We start from the raw sequence: 24,485 nt of genomic DNA, 5'->3' as shown, positions 1-24,485 counted from the left end.
ATAAACGACTGCACCTTTGCCGGTACACGACTTTTCGCCTGATGCGAAAGGACCATAGAATAAAGCGCAAGCGCGGTGTGCGCTAGCGCTTAAATCAACAAATTTCGGGGATTACGGCGCCAGTCTGTCGATTTTCCAGCCGCCATTCTCGCGCTGGTATAAAAAGCGGTCGTGCAGGCGATGTTCGCCCCCCTGCCAGAACTCGATTTGCTCAATCGGGATGCGGAAACCACCCCAGAAGCTCGGCAGCGGGATTTCACCCTGCTGGAACTTCTGCTTCAGCTCGAGGAATTTACTTTCCAGCACGCCGCGGGCGGAAATGCGGCTGGACTGTTTTGATACCCAGGCACCAATCTGGCTGTCACGCGGGCGGCTGTGGAAATACTTCACCACTTCCAGCGTCGAGAGACGTTCCGCTTTGCCGGTGACCATGACCTGACGTTCCAGCATGTGCCAGGGGAACAGCAGGCTGATACGCGGATTGTTTTCCAGATGGTGTGCTTTGCGGCTGCCGAGGTTGGTGTAGAACACCAGTCCTTTCTCGTCATAATGCTTGAGCAATACGATGCGCTGATACGGTTGACCGTTTTCATCCACCGTCGCGACGACCATGGCCGTGGGGTCGGCCAGTTTCGCTTCGCAGGCCTGTTTCAGCCAGCGTTCAAAAAGCACGAGGGGTTCAGCGGGAAGATCCTGGCGACGCAGGCCGCCTTTGGTGTATTCACGGCGCAGATGCGCAATTTGCTGCAGTTCGTCGTTATCTGACATGGCGTTAGCTGACATTGAGAGTGGGTGGCGCTATTGTGCGCCGCCCCTGTAAAAATCTCAACGCTTCGGATTTTCGAGCTGGCACTTGTTCAGCACAATACGGTCACGTTTGTAGACCGTGGCGCTGTCGCCTTTCGACCAGAAGACATAGATACCGTCGGTGTAACGCGCGCCTGAGGCTGAAATGCCCTGCTTCAGCGTCAGCAGTTTATTGTCATAAACAAAACTGGCTTCCTGGCGTGGATTGTTCAGCTTCACGGTCAGCGGTTTTTCGTCGCAGCGATACTCAAGCGTATCGGTCTGCATGCGCTCAAGGAGCTGGTTGTAGACGCTGCATCCTGACAGCAAAAAAGGGGCGGCAATAAGAAGAAGTTTTTTCATGGGCGTATTCCGAAGACTTTCCTGGTCCTGGAGGGCATGGCTGCCCCCCTGTTTCGTTCCATTTTAACGACGACGCGCCGCGCTGAATTTCAGTTAACTCTGATTATGACGCGGATTTGCCGGGAAAATCGCCCCAAGGACGCTCGCCTCGCGCGCGCCGGTTACCGACGGTAAGTTGCCCGGCAGCCCGGCAATGGTGCGCCAGGCAAGCCAGGCGAAGGCCAGCGCCTCCATATCATCACCGCTGATGCCGGCCTCGTCGGTCGTCGACACTTCGGTGCCCGGCAGCAGCCCGGCAAGACGCGCCATCACCAGCGGGTTACGGCTTCCCCCGCCGCACACCAGCAGGCGTTCACATCCGCCACTGAGGAGCACCTGTTCGGAAATCGACACGGCCGTGAGCTCGGCAAGCGTCGCCTGAACATCCTGCGGCGCGAGCGCCGGGAATGACGCCAGCTGGCGCTCAAGCCAGCCAAAGTTGAAGTATTCACGCCCCGTGCTTTTCGGTGCCGGTAAGGCAAAATAAGGATCGCTCAGCATGGACTGCAACAGCGGGATAATCACCTTACCCTCGCTCGCCCACTCCGCGTTTTTATCGTACGGTTGACCGCACTGTCGCCAGATCCAGGCATCCATTAACATATTGCCCGGGCCGGTATCGTAGCCGCGGACCGGCTGCCCGGGGATAAGCATCGACAGATTGGCGATCCCACCAATGTTGAGCACCATACGCCGTTCTGAAGGGTGCGCCAGCAGCGCCTGATGAAACGCGGGCACCAGCGGTGCGCCCTGTCCGCCAAGGGCAATATCGCGACGACGGAAATCGCCGACCACCGTGACGCCCGTCTTCGCCACAATCTGGTTGTTATCGCCGATTTGCAGAGTATGCGGGGCCTCTCCGATGGGCTCATGCCAGACCGTTTGTCCGTGACACCCGATGGCGACCACATCCTGCGGGCGAAGATGTTCTTTTTGCATCAAAGCCTGCACCGCATCCGCAAACAGCGCCCCGAGGCGGACATCCAGCTGTCCAAGCTGGGAGAGGGTCAGCTGCTGCCCCTGACAGATACTGAGAATATCCTCTTTCAGTGAAATGGGGATTGGCCAGGTCAGGCTCGCCTGCTGTGCCACCATGTTTTCATCAATGGCGGCCAGAACGACATCTACCCCATCCAGACTGGTGCCTGACATCACACCAATGTAGCGACCCGATTTCATGCGCTTTCCTTACGTTGCGTGGGCTAAGGATATCCACTCAACCATAAACGGCGTCGCTTTGCCATCCGGCAATAATATTTTTTAACAATGTCAGACGGGTAGCGCGGGCGGATCCTGTTTATGTCTCGTTAAGTCAAATTCAAGTACAATTTTCCTATTGTTAGTGCAAAGATATGAACTATGGCTCCTTATGCCATATAATTTAGCCATAACGGATGCCCCCAATCGGGCGTTTTTGGTGAACAGGAGATTCAAATGATTTTACGTGTACTGGGCGTTTCGCTGATTGGTTTAACTCTGGCTGGCTGTGTGAATGACAGTTCACTTTCTGGCGACGTTTACAGCGCTTCTGAAGCGAAACAGGTTCAGAACGTGACTTACGGTACCGTTGTTAACGCACGCCCTGTACAGATTCAGGGGGGTGATGAAAACAACGTGATGGGCGCAATCGGCGGTGCCGTTCTGGGTGGTTTCCTGGGTAATACCGTCGGCGGTGGTACGGGACGCTCTCTGGCGACAGCCGCAGGTGCCGTTGCGGGTGGCGTAGCCGGCCAGGGCGTTCAGGGTGCGATGAACAAAACTCAGGGTGTAGAGCTGGAAATTCGTAAAGACGACGGCAGCACAATCATGGTTGTTCAGAAACAGGGCAGCACCCGCTTCTCTGCAGGCCAGCGCGTTGTACTGGCGAGCAACGGAAGCCAGGTGACCGTTTCTCCACGTTAATTAAAAGTGGATGTGGTCTTCGGGCCACATCCATTTACAATATATATCACTCTCACAAATATAATTACAAAATTCATTCACCCCATCCATTATTAATCACTCCTTATATTGTTTCTGCGCAAAGTATTTACTGCATTAATTGATTAGACTCTTCGCAATCACCTTCTCTTTATTCATTATAATTTGTAAAAATCCTATGCTTGCGAATCGTCGTGCTCTACCGAGCCGTTATATCGCGTTCTGTCTCGGTTGCCTTGTTGTTATCGGGATATTACACGCGCTGTTTTTAAAACTCGTTGAATGGGTTCCGTCCTTTTCACCGCTTTTATTCCCTACGCTCACCATTTTTCTTCTGGTGTTTCACCTGTTTATTGCCTGTTTTATGGCGATGAAATACGGGTGTGACAAAAGACGACTGTATCTGGTCGCCATCGCCTTTGCCTTTGCCGGATCCGCATTGCTGATGGTCGGAACGCTGACCAGCTTCCCCGCCTGGCTGGATCTCTATCAGTTCAACGTCGTGAACTACAACGATGCGATGATTTACTATATGTTCCGCCACTTTTTAATGGCGGTGCTGTTCATCGTGGCGGCAATACTCTATCCCATGCGCAATTACCCTCTTTCACGGCTGGCGCATATCTCAATTGTGAGCGGGGCATCTCTTTTTACCGCCTGTGCAGTGGGACTGGCCTGGATATATTCCAGCCACTCGCCCTTGTTATCGATTGACCTGGTTGATAATGAAACCCGGCAGTTTATGGTCCTCTGGAGCCATTGCATTAATATCTCTTTAATTGTTTTCTGGGTGATAACATTAGTAGCGCTGATGTTTGTCACGCGCGTGCGCAATTTATTCTGGGTAGGCGGAAATTTTCTGTGCGTTTGCTATATCGTTACGCTTTCAATGCTGTTAGCGGGTGGACATGCCGAAGATATCTCCTGGTACCGCGCCCGGTTATTTGAAACTGTCGCCACGCTGCTGATTATTTTTGTTCTGCTTTACGATGTCTTCAGACTGTATCGCGACTCGCACGTAAAATATCAGCAGTCCTATCAGAACTCGATTCGCGATCCGCTCACGCGCCTTTATAACCGCAGCTATTTTTATGAATCGTTAAACCAGGCGCTGGATATCGCCAGACCCAACCGCCCCGTTTCCGTCATTGTCAGCGATCTCGATCGCTTCAAGCGCATTAACGACACCTACGGGCATCTTCAGGGCGATAAAGTCCTGCAGTTTGTCGCCAACCTGCTGATGGATTCCGTGCGCCCGCAGGACATCGCGGCCCGTATCGGCGGCGAGGAGTTTGTGCTGATGCTGGCCAACACGTCGTCAGACTCCGCGTACCAGGTGGCCGAGCGCATACGTCTGAAGCTAAGCAGCTTTGATAAAACCAGCAGCGGCGGTCAGTTGCCGGAGCCCATCACCATCAGTATGGGGGTGTTTACGGCAACGTCATCAACGATAACTGCAGAAGCGTGCGTGGAAAGTGCCGACAAGGCGATGTATGAAGCGAAAGAGACGGGTCGTAATCGTGTGGTCGTCTTTAAGTAAAAAAAGGCCTTGCTGGTGCAAGGCCTTCGTGTTTATCAGTCGCGAGACTGCAGCTCATGGATATTTTGCTCAAGGCGAGCAATGAGGCTGATGAGCATTTCCAGCTCCGCCGGTGAAACGCCTGAGAGGATTTCACCGCGCGTTTTGGTGATGACGGCTTCCATTTCGGTGATGATAGGCGCCGCTTTCTCAGTGAGTTTAATCCGCTTAGCACGACGATCGCTGGCGCAGGTTTGTCGGGAGATCAACCCCTTCTCTTCCAGCTGATCAAGCGTGCGCACCAGCGACGGTTGCTCAATGCCTATCGCTTTTGCCAGCTGAATTTGTGACTGATCGGGCGGCAGTTGATGAATGTTGTGCAGCGTGACCCAATGCGTCTGTGTTAATTCCAGAGGTTTCAGGCGATGGTCAATCAGAGCACGCCAGACGCGTACCAACCTTGCCAGATCAGAACCTAATGGCGATTCCAATTTCATCTCCTTATAATTAGCTTGCTAAGTTATTATACTGATTTTAGAATAGTGTGCAGCATTTGTATTGCCAAAACAAATGCAATACTGCATTCATCGAACTTAAAAGTATGACTTACACTGAATTGTGATGCTTCATCATACTAAGACAAGCCAACGCGGCATTCTGTTCACTGCAAAGGATTTCTGCCCGTGACGTTTTTTCATCGCTCAGAGGGGTTACCCCTTCAGGATCTGATCTTCGGTGCGTCAGTCTACTTTCCTCCCCTGTTTAAAGCCGTGCTGGTGGGCTTTATTCTCTGGCTCATCGCGCATCGTCTGCTTCGCGACTGGATGTACTCCGGCGAAATCTGGCATCCCATGCTGATGGATCTTTCCCTGTTTGCCCTCTCCGTATGTCTGGGCCTTGCTGTCTTGATGGTGTGGTGACTATGCCTCTGAAAACGCTGAAGTACTTTTCCACCCTCTTTGTTCTCGCCCTCGCGCTGGTTGCAGGCTGGTGGATGTGGAATTTTTATATGCAGTCCCCCTGGACCCGTGACGGCAAAATTCGCGCTGAACAGGTCAGCATCACCCCGCAGGTGTCGGGAAGCATCACGACGCTGCTCGTTAAGGATAACCAGTACGTTAAAAAGGGTGAGGTACTCTTCCGGATCGACGATACCCCGTACCACATCGCGATTCTGAACGCCGAGGCGCAGCTGGCGAAAGCCCAGTCAGACTTAGCGAAAGCGAATAACGAGGCCAACCGCCGCCGGCATCTATCGCAAAATTACATCTCAGCGGAAGATTTAGACACTGCCAACATCAACGTGAAGGCCATGCAGGCGAACGTCAACGTGGCCGAAGCCACGCTGAAGCAGGCCCAGTGGGAGCTGACCCAAACGGTGATTACCGCGCCGGTTGACGGGTGGGTCACCAACCTTTCCGCTCGCGTGGGGAATTATGCCACCACGGGACAACCCGTTTTTGCCCTCGTCGACAGCCACTCCTTCTACGTGGTGGGCTATTTTGAAGAGACCAAGCTTCGCCATATTCGCGAGGGATCGCCCGCCGCCATTACGCTTTACAGTGGCTCGCAGAAGTTACAGGGTCACGTATCCAGCATTGGCCGCGCTATTTATGATCAAAGCGTCGAAACGGATTCCGGCCTGGTGCCGGACATCAAGCCGAACGTGCCCTGGGTGCGTCTCGCTCAGCGCGTGCCGGTTCGCGTGGAGTTTGACCATTTACCGCAGGACATCACGCTGGTCTCCGGCACCACCTGTACTGTCTCCATCGGAAACCGGTGATGAAGCTGCCGGCACTCTCCTGGCAAAACACGCCGTGGATCAAAGCGACGCGCCCTCAGTGGCGCTACGCGCTGCGTAACGGCATTGCCATGTGTCTGGCGCTGACCGTCGCCTATTACCTGAACCTGGATGAACCCTACTGGGCGATGACCTCTGCCGCGGTGGTGAGTTTTCCTACGGTCGGCGGGGTGATCAGTAAGAGCCTTGGGCGCATCGCCGGCAGCCTGTTGGGGGCCACGGCGGCGTTAATTATTGCCGGCCATACGCTGAACGATCCGTGGATGTTCCTGCTGAGCATGGCGGCGTGGCTGGGGTGCTGTACCTGGGCCTGCGCCCATTTTACCAATAACGTCGCCTACGCTTTCCAGCTGGCGGGCTATACCGCCGCCATTATCGCCTTCCCGGTGGTGAACGTGCTCGACACCACCGAACTGTGGGATATCGCGCAGGCGCGCGTCTGTGAAGTCATTGTCGGGATCCTCAGCGGTGGCTTCATGATGATGATCCTCCCCAGCACCTCCGACGGCACCGCGCTTATCACCGCCCTCAAGACCATGCATACCCGGCTGCTTGAGCACGCGAGCCTGCTGTGGCAACCGGATACCAGCGATGAGATCCGCCTCGCGCATGAAAAGGTGATCGGACAGATCCTGACGATGAATCTGTTGCGTATTCAGGCGTTCTGGAGCCACTATCGCTTTCGGCGTCAGAACACCCTGCTTAATTATTTATTGCACCAGCAGCTGCGTATGACCAGCGCCATCTCCAGCCTGCGCAGAATGCTGCTCAACTGGCCGACGCCGCCGGAAAACACCCGTGCCGTCATCGAAACGCTGCTCGCGGCTCTTGCGCGCCCGGATGCGGACATCTACACCGTTGCGAAGATCATCGCCCCGCTCGCCCCGGTTGATGAGTACGACTATCGCCATCGCGCCTTCTGGCAGCGTCTGAATTACTTTTGCCGACTCTACCTGCGCAGCAGCCGCTGGATTAACGCGGTTGAGAATGCCACGCCGGTCACGGAGTTCAACGTGCCCGGGAGTCCGGCTCTCGCCCGCCATACCGACTACCTGGAAGCGCTGTGGAGCGGTTTTCGCACCTTCTGCGCGCTGATGCTGGTGGGGGCGTGGAGCATCACCACGCAGTGGGAGTCCGGTACGGCGGCCCTGACGCTTGCTGCCATCAGCTGCGTGCTTTACTCCGTCGCGGCCTCGCCGTTCAACTCGCTGACGCTCCTGCTACGCACCCTGGTGCTGCTGTCTTTGTTCAGTTTTGTGGTGAAGTTTGGCCTGATGGTGCAGATAAGCGATCTGTGGCAGTTCCTGCTGTTTCTGTTTCCGCTGTTGACCACCATGCAGCTACTCAAGCTGCAAATGCCAAAACAGGCGGGCCTGTGGGGGCAACTGATTGTCTTTATGGGCTCGTTTATCTCCGTGACCAATCCGCCGGTTTATGATTACGCCGATTTTCTTAATGACAATCTGGCGAAAATCCTTGGCGTGGGGCTGGCGTGGCTGGCTTTCGCGGTGTTGCGCCCCGGCTCCGATGCCCGCAAAAGCCGCAGGCATATCCGGGAGTTACGCCGGGGATTTGTGGACCAGCTCAGCCGTAAACCGCATCTTCGTGAAAACGAGTATGAATCGCTGGTTTATCATCACGTGAGCCAGCTCAATAACAGCCAGGACGCGCTTTCCCGGCGCTGGCTGCTGCGCTGGGGCGTGGTGCTGTTGAACTGTTCGCATGTGGTCTGGCAGCTTCGCGGGTGGGAAACACGTTCCGACCCGCTGTCGCAGGTTCGCGATGTGTGCATCTCTCTGCTTCGCGATGTGATGAGCGAACGCGGTGTCCAGCAGCGACCGCTGGCAACCACGCTGAATGAACTGCAGCGGATCTGCGATACGCTTGCACGACATCATCTCCCCGCCGCCCGTGATTTGGCCTCGATAATCTGGCGGCTGCACTGCTCGCTGTCACAGCTGGAGCAAGCACCACCGCCTGGTACCATTGGGGATCAGATCACGCCGCAGGCATAACGCGCCCCGCCGCCGCCAAGCGGTTTAGGCTGATCGGACATATTGTCGCCGCCGACATGAATCATTAGCGCTTTACCTTTTACCTCATCCAGCTTTTTCAGACGCGGCGCGACAACGGGATCGGTGGCTTTACCGTCGTTATTGACCACCAGCACGGGCAGACCGCCCAGGTGTCCCATTCCATCCGGGCCCTCATGCTTGCCGGTATGCTGGGGATCCAGATGCCCCCCTGCCGCTTCCGCCGCTGACGCTTTACCCTCTTTTAATGCGGGCTGACAGCTTCCTTTGGCGTGAACATGGAAACCATGCTCACCGGGAGGGAGTGCTTTGAGGTTGGGAGCGAACTCCAGCCCTTTGTCGGTTTCCGTGATTTTCACCGTACCGATGGACTGACCCACACCCTGAGAGGTGACGAGATTCATTTCCACTTCGTCGCTGGCTGCCTGCGCCCCTGCGCAAACAACCAGCGCGACCATTGCCAGAGCAAAACGCTTCATATGACCTCCGCTGGTTATTTTTTGCCCCTTAAGTGTATACCAGGGGCAAAGATTTCACCGGAAAGTCACCTTCTGGCGGTTTATGGCACGTCGTAACCCAGCGCGGCTTTGCGGATGCGGAACCACTGCTGGCGGGTCATCTGCAGCTCTTCAGCGGCCAGTGCAGAACGCACGCGTTCTATTTTGCCAAAACCAATAATGGGCAGCGGTTTTGACGGCAGACGCAGGATCCAGGCATAAACCACCTGTTCGATGCTCTCCGCGTTCAGCTCGCGGGCGATAGTGTCCAGCTCGTTGCGCTGCGGCTGGAATTCATCATCATTAAACAGGCGTCCGCCTCCCAGGCAGGACCAAGCCATCGGGCGAATACGCAGCTGTTGCAGCTGGTCGAGGGTACCGTCCAGCAGCAGCGGCTGGTGTACCGGGGAGATCTCCACCTGATTGGTGGCCAGGGTAAACGGCAGACGAGACTGAAGCAGTGCAAACTGCGCCGGGGTAAAGTTGGAAACGCCAAAGTGACGCACTTTGCCGCTCTGATGCAGGTTCAGGAAGGCTTCTGCCACCTCATCGGCATCCATGAGCGGATCCGGACGGTGGATTAACAGCAGGTCGATACGGTCGGTCGCCAGATTGACCAGCGACTGCTCAGCGCTCTTGATGATATGCGCGCTGTCGGTAATGTAATGCCCTAGGGCGTGTTCCGGTTTTGCCGTGGTGGCAATCCCGCACTTCGTGACGATCTCCATGCGGTCGCGGAGTGCCGGAACCAGCTTGAGCGCCTCGCCGAATGCGGCTTCACACTGATAACCACCGTAAATGTCCGCATGGTCGACCGTGGTAACGCCCAGATCGATATGCTCTTCAATAAAGCTCGCCAGCTGGAGGGGGGACATATTCCAGTCCATCAGACGCCAGTAGCCCATCACAAAACGGGAGAATTCTGGCCCCTGGGGGGCAAGGGTAATTCGCTGAACCATAACATTTTCCTCAAGGACGTGATGTCATGAGTATACGCAATTACCGTGTTAAAAAAGTGAAGGTTGCTGGGGTTCTTCGGTCTCACCGGCTTTGTTTGCGCGTATTTTGCGCAGAAGACGCTGTCGGCAGAGGCGTAGCACCTCCTGCTTTTGCGTGTCGCTAAAGTTTTGCCAGTTGAAACGCTCGTCGCGGGTACGCATGCACCCGCGGCAATATCCACGTTCATCCACCTGACAAATCCCCCGGCACGGGCTCTGGATGGGGAAAAACTCCAGCTGCTCTGCCACACTCACCTCCGGATAACCACTCTCACCTACAGTGAAGACGCTAAACGCGCCACGTGCAAGGCCCATACCACAGATTTGTGGCATTAAGGTTTCACTAATCTTCCCTCTTTATACTCGGCCCATCATGACAATGACAGGTTTACCGATCGATGTGGTTAATCAAAAAGTTACAATGTAACGACATTAAATTTACTCTGGGCTGTGCACTCTTCTTTACGCTAATCAACGGGCTGTTTATCCAGCGCAGCTGGGCCATTATTGCCCCTGCGCACCTGCACGACATCCTCTTTGCCGCGTCCGTACCGCTGGTGCTGTTTTGCGGCTGGGTGATTGTGTTTAGCCTGCTGAATATCCCCTATATCCGCAAGCCGCTGCTGATCGTCTTAACGGTCGGATGCGCCGCGGCAACCTACTTTATGTACACCTACGGCGCGGTGATCGATCAGAACATGATTGTGAACGTGTTCGAAACCAACTCTCAGGAAGCGACAGCCCTGGTGACGCCGCAGATGATTCTGTGGATTGTTATTGCTGGCCTCGTGCCTTCCGTGGTGCTGGCGCTGACCCGCATTCGTACCGGGAAATGGTGGTATGCCCTGCTGACGCGCGTTGCCGCGATGCTTGGCGCCCTGCTGGTAATTATCCTGATTGCCGCCGTGTTTTATAAAGATTACGCCTCGCTGTTTCGCAACAACAAAAGCATCGTCAAAATGGTGACCCCGGCCAACTATGTCAGCGCCGTGGTGAAGTACAGCAAAATGCGCTGGTTTGCCGGCGATCAAACGCTGGTACGGATTGGCGAAGATGCCCATAAAGGACCGTTGATTTCAGGTCAACAAAAGAAAACCGTTCTGGTACTGGTCGTTGGGGAAGCCTCTCGCGCGGCGAACTACTCCCTGAATGGTTACGATCGTGAAACGAACCCGGAGCTGAAAAAGCAGGATGTGATTAACTTCCCGCAGGCCTCCTCATGCGGCACTGAAACCGCCGTTTCCGTTCCGTGCATGTTCTCCGGCATGACGCGTAGCAAATACGATGCCGACCTGGCGCACCATCAGGAAGGTCTGCTCGATGTGCTGAAGCATGCGGGTATCAACTTGCTGTGGCGCGACAACGACGGCGGCTGTAAAGGCGCCTGCGATCGCGTGCCGCATACCGATATGACGCAGTGGAATCTGGATCAGTTCTGCAAAGACAAATCCTGTATTGATGATGTGAATTTCTACCGTCTGGACAATGTGCTGGATGGTCTGAAGCAGGACACGGTGCTGGTTATCCACCTGATGGGGAGCCACGGTCCGGCGTACTATCGCCGTTACCCGGACACTTTCCGGAAATTCACCCCAACCTGCGACACCAACGAGATTCAGGATTGCGATCATCAGGCGCTGATGAATACCTATGACAACACCATTCTGTATACCGACAGCATGGTCAGCAAAACCATTGATGCGCTGAAAGCTCGCCAGGCAAGCATGAATACCGCGCTGATTTATCTCTCGGATCACGGTGAGTCACTGGGTGAAAGCGGCATTTATCTGCACGGGACGCCGTACATGCTGGCGCCGGAGCAGCAAACGCACATTCCGTTTATGTTCTGGCTGTCACCGGACTACGCGAAAAACTTTGGCATCAATGAACAGTGTTTACGCGACCATGCAGCAAAAAATGCGGTCTCCCAGGACAATTTATTCTCAACCGTATTGGGTATGATGGACGTTAAATCAACGGTTTATCAACAGCAGCTGGATATTCTGAACGCATGTCGTCAATAAACTCGCTTGCATTAGACCGAACGGTCTATTAGAGTGCGGCCATGAGCAGAAATACTGAACACGATACCCGCGAACATCTACTGGCAACCGGCGAGCGTCTTTGCATGCATCGCGGGTTTACCGGTATGGGGTTGAGCGAGTTATTAAAAACCGCTGAGGTACCGAAGGGGTCGTTTTATCACTACTTCCGGTCCAAAGAGGCCTTTGGCGTGGCAATGCTGGAGCGTCATTACGCGGGCTACCACCAGCGTCTGGCGACACACTTTGCGTCGGGTGAAGGAAACTATCGGGATCGTGTTCTTAACTACTATCAGGAAACGCTGAACCAGTTCTGTCAGCAGGGCATTATCAGCGGATGCCTGACGGTCAAGCTGTCTGCCGAGGTGTGCGATCTTTCCGAAGACATGCGATCGGCGATGGATAAGGGTGCCCGCGGCGTGATCGCCCTGCTGGCCCAGGCGCTGGAAAAAGGCCGCGACGAAAAAACGCTGGCCTTTACCGGCGACCCCTTAATGCAGTCTCAGGTGCTCTATTCCCTGTGGTTAGGGGCCAATCTGCAGGCAAAAATTTCGCGCAGTGCCGTGCCGCTGGAAAGCGCGCTGGCACATGTGAAAAACAGCATTACTGCGCCTGGCGTATAACGGGCGCTTTTTATTTACCTTATTACTAGTCGACTGGTCTACTCAGGAGTCTTTATGTCAGCTGAAAAACTGTTTACCCCATTGAAAGTGGGTGCCGTCACGGCGCCAAACCGCGTGTTCATGGCTCCGCTGACCCGTCTGCGCAGCATTGAGCCGGGTGACATCCCAACCCCGCTGATGGGCGAATACTATCGTCAACGCGCAAGCTCTGGCCTGATTATCACCGAAGCCACGCAGATCTCTGCGCAGGCGAAGGGCTACGCCGGTGCGCCGGGCCTTCACAGCCCGGAACAGATCGCGGCATGGCAGAAAATCACCGCGGGCGTTCACGCTGAAGAGGGTCGTATTGCGGTCCAGCTGTGGCATACCGGTCGTATCTCACACAGCAGCATCCAGCCTGGCGGTCAGGCACCGGTCTCCGCGTCAGCCCTGAGCGCCAATACCCGTACTTCCCTGCGCGATGAAAACGGCAACGCGATCCGCGTGGATACCTCTATGCCTCGCGCGCTGGAGCTGGACGAAATCCCGGGGATTGTTAACGACTTCCGTCAGGCCGTGGCCAACGCGCGTGAAGCCGGTTTTGACCTGATTGAGCTGCACTCCGCGCATGGCTATCTTCTGCACCAGTTCCTGTCACCGTCGTCTAACCATCGCACCGACCAGTACGGCGGCAACGTCGAAAACCGCGCCCGTCTGGTGCTGGAAGTGGTGGATGCGGTATGCAAGGAGTGGAGTCCGGACCGTATCGGGATCCGCGTCTCCCCAATCGGGTCTTTCCAGAACGTCGACAACGGCCCGAACGAGGAAGCGGATGCGCTTTATCTGATTGAAGAGCTGGCCAAACGCGGTATTGCCTATCTGCACATGTCCGAGCCTGACTGGGCTGGCGGTAAGCCTTACACTGAAGCCTTCCGCCAGAAAGTGCGCGAGCGCTTCCACGGGGTGATCATCGGTGCAGGTGCCTATACGCCTGAGAAAGCCGAAGATCTGATTAATAAAGGGCTGATCGATGCCGTCGCGTTTGGCCGCGACTACATCGCCAACCCGGATCTGGTTGCTCGCCTGCAGAAAAAAGCGGCGCTCAACCCGCAGCGTCCGGAAAGCTTCTACGGCGGCGGCGCGGAAGGCTACACCGACTACCCTTCACTGTAATCTCGCCATTGTTCATTGATAGCGGCGACAGTTCGCCGCTATACTAAAACATCGTTTCTGATCCAAAAGCTTTTTTATTCCATTGGTTAATGAGGAAATTATGCGCCTACTTCACACCATGCTGCGCGTTGGCGACCTGCAACGTTCTATCGATTTCTACACTAACGTCCTGGGCATGAAGCTGCTGCGCACCAGCGAAAACCCGGAATACAAATACTCGCTGGCGTTCGTGGGTTACGGCCCGGAAACGGATGAAGCGGTGATAGAGCTGACCTACAACTGGGGCGTTGACAGCTATGAGCTGGGCACGGCCTACGGCCATATCGCGCTGGAAGTGGATAACGCGGCCGACGCGTGCGAACGCATTCGCAAAAATGGCGGTAACGTCACGCGCGAAGCGGGCCCGGTAAAAGGCGGCACCACCGTGATTGCGTTTGTGGAAGATCCGGACGGTTACAAAATCGAGCTGATTGAAGCCAAAGACGCCGGTCGCGGTCTGGGCAACTGATCCCTCAGGGCGCAACGTGCGCCCGTAGTTTTACTGCATCACCCCGCAAAATTTGCCATAATGCGCTCTGCTTTTTCCCATGTAAGAGACCCTGATGTCCGATAACGCTCAATTTAGCGGTCTGTGCGACCGTTTTCGTGGTTTTTATCCCGTTGTGATTGATGTAGAAACAGCCGGATTTAACGCTAAAACCGATGCGCTGCTCGAAATTGCCGCCATCACGCTGAAGATGGATGAACAGGGCTGGCTTACACCGGACACCACGCTGCATTTCCACGTTGAACCTTTCGAAGGGGCAAACTTACAGCCGGAAGCGCTGGCGTTTAACGGTATCGATCCGCATAACCCGCTGCGCGGTGCCGTCAGTGAATATGACGCGCTGCACGCCATTTTTAAAATGGTGCGTAAAGGCATGAAAGAGAGCAACTGCAGCCGCGCCATTATGGTGGCCCATAACGCCACCTTCGATCACAGCTTTACCATGGCCGCAGCCGAGCGCGCCGCGCTCAAACGCAACCCCTTCCACCCTTTTGTCACCTTCGACACCGCCGCGCTGAGCGGCCTGGCGCTGGGACAAACGGTGTTATCAAAGGCCTGTATTACGGCTGGCATTCCGTTCGACGGCACGCAGGCGCACTCCGCGCTGTATGACACGGAGCGTACCGCAGAGCTGTTCTGTGAGATCGTCAACCGCTGGAAGCGTCTGGGCGGCTGGCCGCTGCCGATGGGCGATGAGGCCGAGCGCCAATCGTAGGTCGGGTAAGCGCAGCGCCATCCGACAAAAAAAAAGCGACCACATAGCAGGTCGCTTTTTTATTTCCGCAGAAAATTACTCTGCGTCCGGCTCTTCCGTTTTGTACTTCGCCGCGGTTTCTTTGATCAGCTGCTGCAGTTCACCGCGCTGATACATTTCAATCAGAATATCGCAACCGCCAACCAGTTCACCGTCTACCCACAGCTGTGGGAACGTCGGCCAGTTCGCGTACTTCGGCAGCTCAGCGCGGATGTCCGGGTTCTGCAGGATATCAACGTAAGCAAAACGCTCACCACAGGCAGACAGCGCCTGAACCGCTTGCGCGGAGAAGCCGCAGCTTGGCAGCTTTGGAGAACCTTTCATATACAGCAGAATCGGGTTTTCAGCGATCTGGCGCTGGATTTTTTCAATAGTGGTGCTCATGTCTTGCTTCCTTTAACTTCTGTTACGGCATTCGTCTGACATTGTAGCGGTTCAGACTGGCATCGGAAAATAACATTTTTGTCACGTATTGACATTCTACTCCGAGTCACGAAAAGTTGCATTGCAAATGGTGTTTACCCCTGCGACGGCCAGGGTTTTGCTTAGGGAATGGGCAAATGTACGACAGAACGATGAATTTTTTTGCACTTGCTAACGAAACAGGATTGGAGATTGAAAAATGGTATTAACTTTCTGGCTTTTTATGGATTAGAATCGACGGGCTTTGTAAATCACACGCGGGTATTATTGATGACCTGCATTTATCAGGGGACTGCCCAGTGGCGCGGATAAATAAAATCTCGATCACGCTCTGTGCTTTACTGTTTACTTCACTCACTTTCACGCCAGTGGCAAACGCCTCTCAGCAGGCGCGGCATTCTGCTGTACAAAAAAACCATCTGGTGAAAGCCACAGAACGTAAGAAAAAAACCACCGCTAAGAACGACAAGAAAAAGACAAACACACAGACTAAAAAAACCGCTTCCAGCAAGACGAAAACCACTTCTTCCCGCACTGCCCACACCGCCAAAAGTAAAGCTTCGCAAACCGCCGCTAACCTCGTGACTGAAAAATGCATCGCGCGTAAAGGCCATAAGGCGAAATGCACGAAGGTCACCAAAATAGCGGAAGTGCATAAAGTGCGCGTCCAGAAAGCGCAAAAAACCGCAATGAACAAGCTGATGGGGCAGATTGGCAAACCTTATCATTGGGGCGGGACTTCGCCGCGTACCGGTTTTGACTGCAGCGGCCTCGTCTATTACGCCTATAAAGATCTGGTCAAGTTCCGCATTCCGCGCACCGCCAACGAAATGTACCACCTGCGCGACGCGTCCCCGGTCAACCGTGGAGAGCTGGAGAACGGCGATCTGGTCTTCTTCCGCACGCAGGGCCGCGGGACAGCTGACCACGTTGGCGTCTATGTCGGCAACGGAAAATTCATCCAGTCACCGCGTAGCGGCCAGGATATTCAGATCACCTCTCTCAGTGAAGACTACTGGGTACGCCATTACGTCGGCGCACGCCGCGTGATGACGCCGAAAACCATTCGCTAACCCCTGCCCTGCCACACCCGTGGCAGGGTAAGTTCCTCTTTTGCATACCCTTTCAATTTGCTATCCTGTCCTTGTTGTCTGTGTGGTTATTGACAACACAAAATACAATAAGGAGAGAAGCAATGTCGTTCGAATTACCTGCACTACCGTATGCAAAAGACGCCCTGGCCCCGCACATTTCTGCGGAAACCCTGGAATATCACTACGGCAAGCATCACCAGACGTACGTCACCAACCTGAACAACCTGATCAAGGGCACCGATTTTGAAGGCAAAACGCTGGAAGAGATCGTGCGCAGTTCTGAGGGTGGCGTATTCAACAACGCCGCTCAGGTGTGGAACCACACCTTCTACTGGCACTGCCTGGCGCCAAACGCCGGTGGCGAACCTGCCGGTGAACTGGCTACCGCCATCAATGCCGCCTTTGGCAGCTTCGCGGATTTCAAAGCGAAGTTCACCGATGCCGCCATCAAGAACTTCGGTTCGGGCTGGACGTGGCTGGTCAAAGAGGCGGATGGCAAACTGGCTATCGTGTCCACCTCTAACGCGGGCACCCCGCTGACCACCAGCGCGAAGCCGCTGATGACCGTGGACGTATGGGAACACGCTTACTACATCGATTACCGTAACGCGCGCCCTAACTACCTGGAGCACTTCTGGGCACTGGTTAACTGGGACTTTGTGGCGAAGAACTTCGCTGCGTAAGAGACACGCAGAAGGGTTCGCCCTTCTGCGTTTTTGGTTTATTCCGCAGCGCAGGCTGCTTCTGGCTGTTTACGACCCGACATCATCACCAGCAGCAGGCCGAGCGCGGCAATAATCGCCCCCATCACCGGCACAAAACTGTACCCCAGCCCCCCTGAAATCACGGCCCCACCGGCCGCCGCACCGAGCGCATTGCCCAGGTTGAAGGCACCAATATTGACCGAGGATGAGAGGCCCGGCGCTTCATGCGCGACGCGCATCACGCGCATCTGCAGCGGTGGCACCACAGCGAACGTTGCAGCCCCCCAGACGACCATCGCCACCGCGGCGCCAAACTCGTTACGCGCCAGCCACGGAATGGCGATCATGATAACAATCAGCAGCGTTAAGAAGCCCTTCAGCGTTCCGCTCACCGAACGGTCGGCAAATTTCCCGCCGAGATAGTTGCCAATCGAGAAGCCCACGCCAATTAGCACCAGCATCGCAGTCACAAAGAGAGGCGTTGCGTGGGTGATGTCATGCAGCACAGGTGAAATATAGGTGTAGAGGGTAAACATCGCCCCTGCCCCCAGCACGGTGGTCAGCAGCGCAGAGAGCACCTGCGGGCGCACCAGCACCGATAGCTCTCTGCGTACGTCAGGGCGTTCACCCGCGCTGCCTTTTGGCAGGGAGAAGAACAACGCCACCATCGCGACCACGCCCAGTCCGGCCGTCGCCAGGAAGGACATCCTCCAGCCAATGACCTCGCCCAGCCAGGTTGCCGCAGGAACGCCGCCGATGTTAGCAATGGTCAGGCCCATAAACATGGTGGCCACGGCGCTGGCCTGCTTATGTTTTGGCACCACGCTTGCCGCCACAACCGACCCGAGTCCAAAGAACGCGCCGTGGTTGAGGCTGGTCAGAATACGCGACAGCATCAGCGTGGTGTAGTCCGGCGAAATGGCCGAAAGCACGTTACCGAGGGTGAAAATCGCCATCAGGAAAATCAGCGCATTGCGGCGCGCGCGGTGCGAAAGGAGAAGCGTCATCAGCGGCGCCCCCACCATCACGCCGATAGCGTAGGCGCTGATTAACATGCCTGCCGCAGGGATCGAGACGTCCACGCCGCGGGCGATGACGGGCAGTAACCCCATCGGGGAGAATTCAGTGGTGCCAATCCCAAAAGCGCCAATCGCCAGGGCCAGCAGGGGAAAATTGATTTTCATGCGTCAACTCCGGATGCCGTGTCATGTGGTGACACAGAACAAAGAAGCGGAAAGCATGACATCAATCACAAAAAATGAGAAGTTAACAAAATGGCAAAAGATTTTTGCCATGGGAGTAACAATCGTGGTGAGCGGGAGGGAGAAGGCTCTCCCTCCGCGTAAATCAGTGCAGTGCGGCCGTCAGACCCGCCGCGACAATCAGAGCCAGCACAACAACGGTGGTGAACAGCGAAAACTTCAGATCGGAACTCATCAATTTTTCTCCTTTTAATCCCCCCACGAAAAGTGAGCCTGCTCATTTTTGCATAATTTACGTCAAAAATCTTCCTGGATTTAGGCTGATAAACACTTTACCTCTTCCCCTTTTCATCAAGATAGGACAAAATTCCACGCTAAATTTATTAGCGTACCGGCCATTGACCCCCTCCTGACGTCCCGTGTCGTTTTCCCGGCGTGCCGCAATTCAAGATTGCGTGATAAGGGTGAGAGAAGGCAAACGTTTACCTTCAAGTTTTTCAGGAGTTTAGGATATGGTCTGGAGTGACATTTAATGGCAACAATTAAAGACGTAGCAAAACGCGCAAACGTTTCCACTACAACCGTATCACATGTAATTAACAAAACCCGCTTCGTGGCGGAAGAGACGCGCAACGCCGTCTGGGCAGCGATCAAAGAGCTGCACTATTCGCCAAGTGCGGTTGCGCGCAGCCTCAAGGTTAATCACACCAAATCCATTGGATTGCTGGCCACCAGCAGTGAAGCGGCCTATTTTGCCGAAATCATTGAAGCGGTAGAGAAGAACTGTTTCCAGAAAGGCTATACCCTGATTCTGGGCAACGCATGGAACAGCATAGAAAAACAGCGTGCCTACCTGTCGATGATGGCGCAAAAGCGCGTGGATGGCCTGCTGGTGATGTGTTCCGAGTACCCGGAATCCGTGCTGTCGATGCTCGAAGAGTATCGCCATATCCCCATGGTGGTCATGGACTGGGGTGAAGCGCGCGCGGACTTCACCGACTCCGTTATCGACAACGCCTTTGAAGGCGGTTACATGGCGGGTCGTTACCTGATCGAACGCGGTCACCGCGAGATTGGCGTGATCCCGGGTCCGCTGGAGCGTAACACCGGCGCGGGCCGTCTGGCCGGTTTTATGAAAGCGATGGAAGAAGCGCTGATCACCGTGCCGGAAAACTGGATCGTGCAGGGCGACTTTGAGCCGGAATCAGGCTACCGCGCAATGCAGCAGATCGTTTCCCAGCCGCACCGCCCGACCGCCGTTTTCTGCGGGGGTGACATCATGGCCATGGGTGCGCTCTGCGCCGCCGATGAGCTGGGTCTGCGCGTACCGCAGGATATTTCCGTGATCGGGTATGACAACGTGCGTAACGCGCGCTTCTTCACCCCGGCGCTGACAACCATTCACCAGCCAAAAGATTCACTGGGCGAAACGGCCTTCAATATGCTGTTGGACAGAATCGTCAACAAACGCGAAGAGTCGCAGTCCATTGAAGTTCACCCACGCCTGATTGAACGCCGTTCCGTTGCGGATGGTCCGTTCCGCGACTACCGTCGTTAATCCCTTGACGGGGCCAGCTACGCTGGCTCCCGTAACCATTCCCGGTTTAGCGTTTCGCTGTCTCCCAGATAATCCAGCAGCCAGGCCATGGCGGGCGAGACATCATTTTGTTGCCAGGTCAGGCAGCAGGCCGCGTCCGGGAACGGATTCTCCAGCGTCAGTTCAACCCATTCTCCGGTATCGATGCGCGGACGCGCAAAATGAACGGGCACCATCGCGACGCACAGCCCGGCGCTGAGGCACGTCGCCGACGATTCCCAGTCAGGAGCCACCACCCGCCGCTGGTTGTCCAGAAGCCAGGTGATACGCTTGGGCAATGAGCGGGACGTATCCTCCAGCACCAGCGACGGCCAGTTACGCAGCGTATCGTCGCTCAGCGGCCCGTCCATCGCCGCCAGGGGATGATCGCGTGCCACCACGCATTTCCAGCTCAGCATCCCCATGTCGCGAAAGGCGTAACGTCCCCCAACCGGGATCGCCTGCGTAGCGCCAATCGCCATCTCCGCCCTGCCGTCCGCCAGCGCATCCCACACCCCGTTGAACACCTCCTGCGAGACCCGCAGCTCAACGTCAGAGAAATGACGATAGAAATCCACGATCATCTGCCGGGTGCGTTCCGGCTTCACGATGTTATCCACCGCGATGGAGAGATGTCCCCGCCAGCCGTTGGCGATCTGCTGGCACTGTTCGCGGGTGATCTGCATTTTTTTGATAACAGAACGCCCTTCCTTCAAAAACCACGCGCCTGCGGGCGTTAATTCCACGTCGCGATGCCGCCGTTCAAACAGCGGAACCGCCAGCCACTCCTCAAGCTGACGCACCGTGTAGCTGATGGCCGAGGGGACGCGGTGCAACTCCTGCGCTGCACCGCTAAAGCTGCCGTTACGCGCAACAGCATCGACCACTTCAAGAGAATAATCTGACCACATTTTCTGCCTGCAAAAAATTTGAATGCACCCGCCAAATATTAGCGTTTCACAAGCCGCTTTGCACTCCCTACACTCTGCGCCAACGTACACCTGCCTCCTCAGGAGAATAAAAGAATGCAACCCAGGAAAGGATTTTTAGTCTGGCTCGGCGGCTTAAGCGTGCTGGGCTTTTTGGCCACCGACATGTACCTGCCCGCGTTTGCCGCGATGCAGGAAGACCTGCAAACCCCTGCGGCGGCCATCAGCGCCAGCCTGAGCCTGTTCCTTGCCGGTTTTGCTTTCGCCCAGCTGCTCTGGGGACCGCTCTCGGATCGCTTCGGCCGTAAACCGGTACTGCTGCTGGGTCTGGCCATTTTTGCCGTGGGCTGCCTGGGGATGCTGTGGGTGCGCGATGCCACCTGGCTGCTGGTGCTGCGCTTCGTTCAGGCCGTGGGCGTCTGTGCTGCGGCGGTGACCTGGCAGGCGCTGGTCACCGACTACTACCCGGCTAACCGCACAAACCGTATTTTCGCCACTATTATGCCGCTGGTGGGTCTTTCCCCTGCCCTGGCTCCGCTGCTGGGTAGCTGGATCCTCGCGCACTTTGACTGGCAGGCCATTTTTGCCACGCTGTTTGCCATCACGCTGGTGCTGATGCTGCCGGCGTTTGCCCTTAAACCCGCGCATAAAAAAGAGGCGCATGCCGACGCGAAGCCGATTACCTTTACCTCCCTGCTGAGCGCCAAAGCGTATCGCGGGAATGTCCTGATTTATGCCGCCTGTTCGGCCAGCTTCTTCGCGTGGCTCACCGGCTCGCCGTTTATTCTGCACGATATGGGCTACAGCCCGGCGGCCATCGGTCTGAGCTATGTTCCGCAGACCATCGCGTTCCTGGTGGGCGGGTACGGCTGCCGCGCGGCGCTGCAAAAATGGGAAGGCCAGCAAATGCTGCCATGGCTGCTGGTGCTCTATGCGCTGAGCGTCATCGGTACCTGGGCCGTCGGGTTTATTCCGGGCGCGGGCCTGGCTGAAATTTTGATTCCCTTCTGCGTGATGGCCGTGGCGAACGGGGCGATTTACCCGATCGTGGTGGCACAGGCGTTACGTCCGTTCCCGCAGGCGACAGGCCGAGCCGCCGCGCTGCAAAATACCCTGCAGCTGGGTCTGTGCTTCCTGGCAAGCCTGGTGGTCTCGGCGCTGATTGCGACGCCGCTTTTGACCACCACCAGCGTGATGCTGGTCACCGTTGCGCTGGCGGTATTGGGTTACCGCATGCAGGCGTCCGCGAAGCGTGAGCAGGATAGCGGTGCGCAGGTGGAAACCTCGCATGCCTGATTGCGCCAGAAATCATGTTACATTTCAGTGATTAGGTTGCTAACAATTTTCTATTGAATCACCAAATTTTGAGGCCTATACTAAATTTGGTTCGATTAAATACGATAAATATTAAGTGTTAACGGGAGCCGGAGTGCTCCCGTTTTACCATGGAAGGCATTTCGGCAAGGGTTATCTCCCTTCCTCTGTTCTACGTCGGATACTAGCCTCGCGGTATTTACCGTGAGATTTCTCACAAACCAAAAAAAGCGTCTACGCTGTTTGAAGGTTCTGATCACATCAGGGTGATGGAGAAGCTATGAGTTCATCGTGTATAGAAGAAGTCAGCGTTCCGGACGACAACTGGTCCCGGATCGTCAGTGAACTGTTAGGTCGAGCAGGCATCACTATCAACGGATCTTCGCCATCCGATCCCCAGGTTAAACATCCCGACTTTTTTAAACGCGTGTTGCGGGAAGGGTCGCTAGGCCTGGGAGAAAGTTATATGGATGGCTGGTGGGAATGTGAACGGCTGGATATCTTTTTTGCCAGCGTGTTGCGTGCCGGTCTGGAAAATCAACTCCCCCGCAATCTGAAAGACACTCTGCGTGTCGCCTCTGCCCGACTGTTTAACTTGCAAAGTAAAAAACGCGCCTGGATCGTCGGCAAAGAGCATTACGATCTCGGCAATGACCTGTTCAGCCGCATGCTGGACCCTTTCATGCAATACTCCTGCGCCTACTGGAAAGACGCGTCGACGCTTGAGGAAGCACAGCAGGCCAAACTGCGTCTGATCAGTGAAAAGCTGCAGCTACAGCCCGGCATGCGCTTGCTGGATATCGGCTGCGGCTGGGGCGGGCTGGCGTATTTTATGGCGAAGCACTATGGCGTCAGCGTGGTCGGCGTGACGATCTCAGCGGAACAGCAAAAAATGGCGCGAGAGCGCTGCCAGGGTCTCGATGTGGATATCCGGCTGCAGGACTACCGCGACCTGAACGAGCAGTTCGACCGGATCGTTTCCGTCGGCATGTTCGAGCACGTGGGGCCAAAAAACTACGATACCTACTTTGAGGTGGTGGATCGTAATCTGAAACCGGACGGGCTCTTCCTGCTGCACACCATCGGCTCTAAGCGGACCGACAATAACGTTGACCCGTGGATCAATAAATACATCTTTCCGAATGGCTGTTTACCGTCCGTTCGCCAGATCGCCAACGCCAGTGAATCCCATTTCGTGATGGAAGACTGGCATAACTTTGGCGCGGACTACGACACCACCTTAATGGCGTGGCATGAACGTTTCCAGAAAGCCTGGCCCGAGATTGCGGACAACTATTCAGAACGATTCAAACGGATGTTTAGCTATTATCTGAATGCCTGCGCGGGGGCGTTTCGCGCACGGGATATTCAGCTCTGGCAGGTGGTATTCAGCCGGGGGATTGAACACGGACTGCGTGTCGCACGCTAAAAAAATAACCCCGGATAGCCGGGGTTATTTTTTATTCTTCTTCTGCGGTCTTTATTATTGCGGCTTCTTTAGCTGCCAGCACGCGTTCAACCGTATCCACCACCGCCTGGGTTTGCGGATCGATTTCGATATTCACGCGATGCCCCAGTTTTTTGGCGCCCAGCGTAGTGCGCTGCAGCGTTTCAGGAATTAAATGCACGCAAAAACGCGTTGGCGTCACTTCTCCCACGGTCAGGCTAATCCCGTCAATGCCAATAAATCCTTTATAGAGGATGTATTTCATTAATGACGGGTCCTGCATTTTAAACCAGATTTGACGGTTATTTTCCGAGGTCACGATTTTCGCCACTTCGGCAGTGGTCATGATGTGCCCGGACATCAGGTGACCGCCAATCTCATCGCTGAACTTCGCCGCGCGCTCAACGTTGACGGTATCGCCTACCACCAGCTCGCCCAGGTTAGTGATCCGCAGCGTCTCTTTCATTAAATCAAAGCTAATCTGGTTGCCGTTAATTTCGGTCACGGTCAGGCAGCAGCCGTTATGGGCAATCGAGGCGCCGGTTTCGATACCCTCAAGCATATATTCCGGCAGCTCAACAACATGAGTACGGAAATTAGGTTTTTCATCAATGGACACCACTTTGGCAGTGCCCTGCACAATACCAGTAAACATGCTTACAACTCCTGTTTTTTCCGAACGGTGATGACACCGTTTAATCCCTCCACAATAACAGTTGGAA

Annotated in this window: 27 protein-coding genes; 15 read left to right on the top strand and 12 right to left on the bottom strand. The window is 55.3% G+C overall.

Going from position 1 to position 24,485, the window contains the following annotated elements; translation table 11 throughout:
* Positions 1–111: 111 nt before the first annotated feature.
* From pdxH to anmK, 3 genes are all read right to left on the bottom strand, one after another.
* Entirely contained in the window at positions 112–768 is a 657-nt protein-coding gene (gene pdxH, locus KGP25_RS10110; RefSeq protein ID WP_008500575.1) for a pyridoxamine 5'-phosphate oxidase, read from the bottom strand.
* Between the two features lie 57 nt (positions 769–825).
* The gene (gene mliC, locus KGP25_RS10105) at positions 826–1,149 is read right to left on the bottom strand and encodes a C-type lysozyme inhibitor (protein WP_223540359.1); all 324 of its coding nucleotides are present in this window, start codon (positions 1,147–1,149) and stop codon (positions 826–828) included.
* A 93-nt stretch (positions 1,150–1,242) separates the two neighbouring features.
* Positions 1,243–2,367 carry an anhydro-N-acetylmuramic acid kinase gene (anmK, locus tag KGP25_RS10100; protein WP_045910332.1) on the bottom strand — a complete coding sequence of 375 codons (1,125 nt, stop codon included), beginning with the start codon at positions 2,365–2,367 and terminating at the stop codon, positions 1,243–1,245.
* A 255-nt stretch (positions 2,368–2,622) separates the two neighbouring features.
* Between anmK and slyB the strand changes: the two genes are divergently transcribed.
* Positions 2,623–3,090 carry an outer membrane lipoprotein SlyB gene (slyB, locus tag KGP25_RS10095; protein ID WP_008500578.1) on the top strand — a complete coding sequence of 156 codons (468 nt, stop codon included), beginning with the start codon at positions 2,623–2,625 and terminating at the stop codon, positions 3,088–3,090.
* 196 nt (positions 3,091–3,286) lie between these two features.
* Positions 3,287–4,648 carry a GGDEF domain-containing protein gene (locus KGP25_RS10090; RefSeq protein ID WP_223540358.1) on the top strand — a complete coding sequence of 454 codons (1,362 nt, stop codon included), beginning with the start codon at positions 3,287–3,289 and terminating at the stop codon, positions 4,646–4,648.
* A gap of 35 nt (positions 4,649–4,683) precedes the next feature.
* On the opposite strand, the gene slyA is transcribed toward KGP25_RS10090, so the two are convergent.
* Entirely contained in the window at positions 4,684–5,124 is a 441-nt protein-coding gene (gene slyA / locus KGP25_RS10085) for a transcriptional regulator SlyA (RefSeq protein ID WP_021241135.1), read from the bottom strand.
* Positions 5,125–5,310: 186 nt separating this feature from the next.
* On the opposite strand from slyA, the gene KGP25_RS10080 reads away from it, so the two are divergent.
* The 3 genes from KGP25_RS10080 to KGP25_RS10070 are packed head-to-tail and all read left to right on the top strand — an operon-like array spanning position 5,311 to position 8,443.
* Positions 5,311–5,547: a DUF1656 domain-containing protein gene (locus tag KGP25_RS10080; protein ID WP_024909360.1), complete on the top strand. Its 237-nt coding sequence runs from the start codon at positions 5,311–5,313 to the stop codon at positions 5,545–5,547.
* A gap of 2 nt (positions 5,548–5,549) precedes the next feature.
* Positions 5,550–6,410: an HlyD family secretion protein gene (locus KGP25_RS10075; RefSeq protein WP_048030737.1), complete on the top strand. Its 861-nt coding sequence runs from the start codon at positions 5,550–5,552 to the stop codon at positions 6,408–6,410.
* The gene (locus KGP25_RS10070) at positions 6,410–8,443 is read left to right on the top strand and encodes an FUSC family protein (protein ID WP_048222777.1); all 2,034 of its coding nucleotides are present in this window, start codon (positions 6,410–6,412) and stop codon (positions 8,441–8,443) included. Before KGP25_RS10075 ends, KGP25_RS10070 begins: the two co-directional genes overlap by 1 nt.
* On the opposite strand, the gene sodC is transcribed toward KGP25_RS10070, so the two are convergent.
* From sodC to KGP25_RS10055, 3 genes are all read right to left on the bottom strand, one after another.
* Positions 8,422–8,940: a superoxide dismutase [Cu-Zn] SodC gene (sodC, locus tag KGP25_RS10065; protein ID WP_223540357.1), complete on the bottom strand. Its 519-nt coding sequence runs from the start codon at positions 8,938–8,940 to the stop codon at positions 8,422–8,424. The two genes, KGP25_RS10070 and sodC, sit on opposite strands and share 22 nt — an antisense overlap.
* 80 nt (positions 8,941–9,020) lie before the next feature.
* A complete protein-coding gene (locus KGP25_RS10060) occupies positions 9,021–9,917 on the bottom strand; it encodes an aldo/keto reductase family oxidoreductase (protein ID WP_223540356.1) in 897 nt (298 codons plus the stop codon).
* 48 nt (positions 9,918–9,965) lie between these two features.
* Positions 9,966–10,205: a DUF1289 domain-containing protein gene (locus KGP25_RS10055; protein WP_008500587.1), complete on the bottom strand. Its 240-nt coding sequence runs from the start codon at positions 10,203–10,205 to the stop codon at positions 9,966–9,968.
* Positions 10,206–10,354: 149 nt separating this feature from the next.
* On the opposite strand from KGP25_RS10055, the gene eptA reads away from it, so the two are divergent.
* The 5 genes from eptA to rnt all read left to right on the top strand — a co-directional run bounded on the left by eptA (position 10,355) and on the right by rnt (position 15,035).
* A complete protein-coding gene (gene eptA / locus KGP25_RS10050; protein ID WP_167212915.1) occupies positions 10,355–11,980 on the top strand; it encodes a phosphoethanolamine transferase EptA in 1,626 nt (541 codons plus the stop codon).
* 41 nt (positions 11,981–12,021) lie between these two features.
* Positions 12,022–12,621, top strand: a complete 600-nt coding sequence (locus KGP25_RS10045) for a TetR/AcrR family transcriptional regulator (protein ID WP_008500589.1) — start codon at positions 12,022–12,024, stop codon at positions 12,619–12,621.
* Between the two features lie 54 nt (positions 12,622–12,675).
* Positions 12,676–13,773, top strand: a complete 1,098-nt coding sequence (locus KGP25_RS10040) for an alkene reductase (protein ID WP_048222766.1) — start codon at positions 12,676–12,678, stop codon at positions 13,771–13,773.
* 100 nt (positions 13,774–13,873) lie between these two features.
* Positions 13,874–14,281: a lactoylglutathione lyase gene (gene gloA, locus KGP25_RS10035; RefSeq protein WP_008500591.1), complete on the top strand. Its 408-nt coding sequence runs from the start codon at positions 13,874–13,876 to the stop codon at positions 14,279–14,281.
* A gap of 94 nt (positions 14,282–14,375) precedes the next feature.
* The gene (rnt, locus tag KGP25_RS10030; protein WP_048222763.1) at positions 14,376–15,035 is read left to right on the top strand and encodes a ribonuclease T; all 660 of its coding nucleotides are present in this window, start codon (positions 14,376–14,378) and stop codon (positions 15,033–15,035) included.
* Positions 15,036–15,110: 75 nt separating this feature from the next.
* Here rnt and grxD read toward each other — a convergent pair whose 3' ends face one another.
* Positions 15,111–15,458, bottom strand: coding sequence for a monothiol glutaredoxin 4 (gene grxD, locus KGP25_RS10025; RefSeq protein WP_003832760.1), 348 nt, complete (start codon positions 15,456–15,458; stop codon positions 15,111–15,113).
* A gap of 338 nt (positions 15,459–15,796) precedes the next feature.
* On the opposite strand from grxD, the gene KGP25_RS10020 reads away from it, so the two are divergent.
* The gene (locus KGP25_RS10020) at positions 15,797–16,570 is read left to right on the top strand and encodes a C40 family peptidase (protein ID WP_023327204.1); all 774 of its coding nucleotides are present in this window, start codon (positions 15,797–15,799) and stop codon (positions 16,568–16,570) included.
* 122 nt (positions 16,571–16,692) lie between these two features.
* Complete coding sequence (gene sodB / locus KGP25_RS10015; protein WP_023311353.1) at positions 16,693–17,274, top strand: superoxide dismutase [Fe]; 582 nt, start codon at positions 16,693–16,695, stop codon at positions 17,272–17,274.
* A gap of 38 nt (positions 17,275–17,312) precedes the next feature.
* On the opposite strand, the gene KGP25_RS10010 is transcribed toward sodB, so the two are convergent.
* Both KGP25_RS10010 and KGP25_RS10005 read right to left on the bottom strand, forming a co-directional pair.
* Complete coding sequence (locus KGP25_RS10010; RefSeq protein ID WP_048030744.1) at positions 17,313–18,479, bottom strand: MFS transporter; 1,167 nt, start codon at positions 18,477–18,479, stop codon at positions 17,313–17,315.
* Positions 18,480–18,642: 163 nt separating this feature from the next.
* A complete protein-coding gene (locus KGP25_RS10005) occupies positions 18,643–18,732 on the bottom strand; it encodes a YnhF family membrane protein (RefSeq protein ID WP_008500596.1) in 90 nt (29 codons plus the stop codon).
* A 297-nt stretch (positions 18,733–19,029) separates the two neighbouring features.
* Between KGP25_RS10005 and purR the strand changes: the two genes are divergently transcribed.
* Entirely contained in the window at positions 19,030–20,055 is a 1,026-nt protein-coding gene (purR, locus tag KGP25_RS10000) for an HTH-type transcriptional repressor PurR (protein ID WP_008500597.1), read from the top strand.
* Positions 20,056–20,072: 17 nt separating this feature from the next.
* Here the strand turns inward: purR and punR are convergent, their stop codons facing one another.
* Positions 20,073–20,984, bottom strand: a complete 912-nt coding sequence (gene punR, locus KGP25_RS09995; RefSeq protein WP_045910323.1) for a DNA-binding transcriptional activator PunR — start codon at positions 20,982–20,984, stop codon at positions 20,073–20,075.
* 114 nt (positions 20,985–21,098) lie between these two features.
* On the opposite strand from punR, the gene punC reads away from it, so the two are divergent.
* Both punC and cfa read left to right on the top strand, forming a co-directional pair.
* Positions 21,099–22,298: a purine nucleoside transporter PunC gene (gene punC / locus KGP25_RS09990; RefSeq protein ID WP_223540355.1), complete on the top strand. Its 1,200-nt coding sequence runs from the start codon at positions 21,099–21,101 to the stop codon at positions 22,296–22,298.
* Positions 22,299–22,596: 298 nt separating this feature from the next.
* Complete coding sequence (gene cfa, locus KGP25_RS09985; protein WP_223540354.1) at positions 22,597–23,745, top strand: cyclopropane fatty acyl phospholipid synthase; 1,149 nt, start codon at positions 22,597–22,599, stop codon at positions 23,743–23,745.
* Between the two features lie 31 nt (positions 23,746–23,776).
* Here the strand turns inward: cfa and KGP25_RS09980 are convergent, their stop codons facing one another.
* Positions 23,777–24,418, bottom strand: coding sequence for a riboflavin synthase (locus tag KGP25_RS09980; RefSeq protein WP_008500602.1), 642 nt, complete (start codon positions 24,416–24,418; stop codon positions 23,777–23,779).
* Positions 24,419–24,485: the final 67 nt, after the last annotated feature.

This window comes from Enterobacter sp. JBIWA003 (assembly GCF_019968825.1).
GTDB lineage: Bacteria > Pseudomonadota > Gammaproteobacteria > Enterobacterales > Enterobacteriaceae > Enterobacter > Enterobacter quasiroggenkampii.
This window is presented reverse-complemented; position numbering and strand designations above follow the sequence as displayed.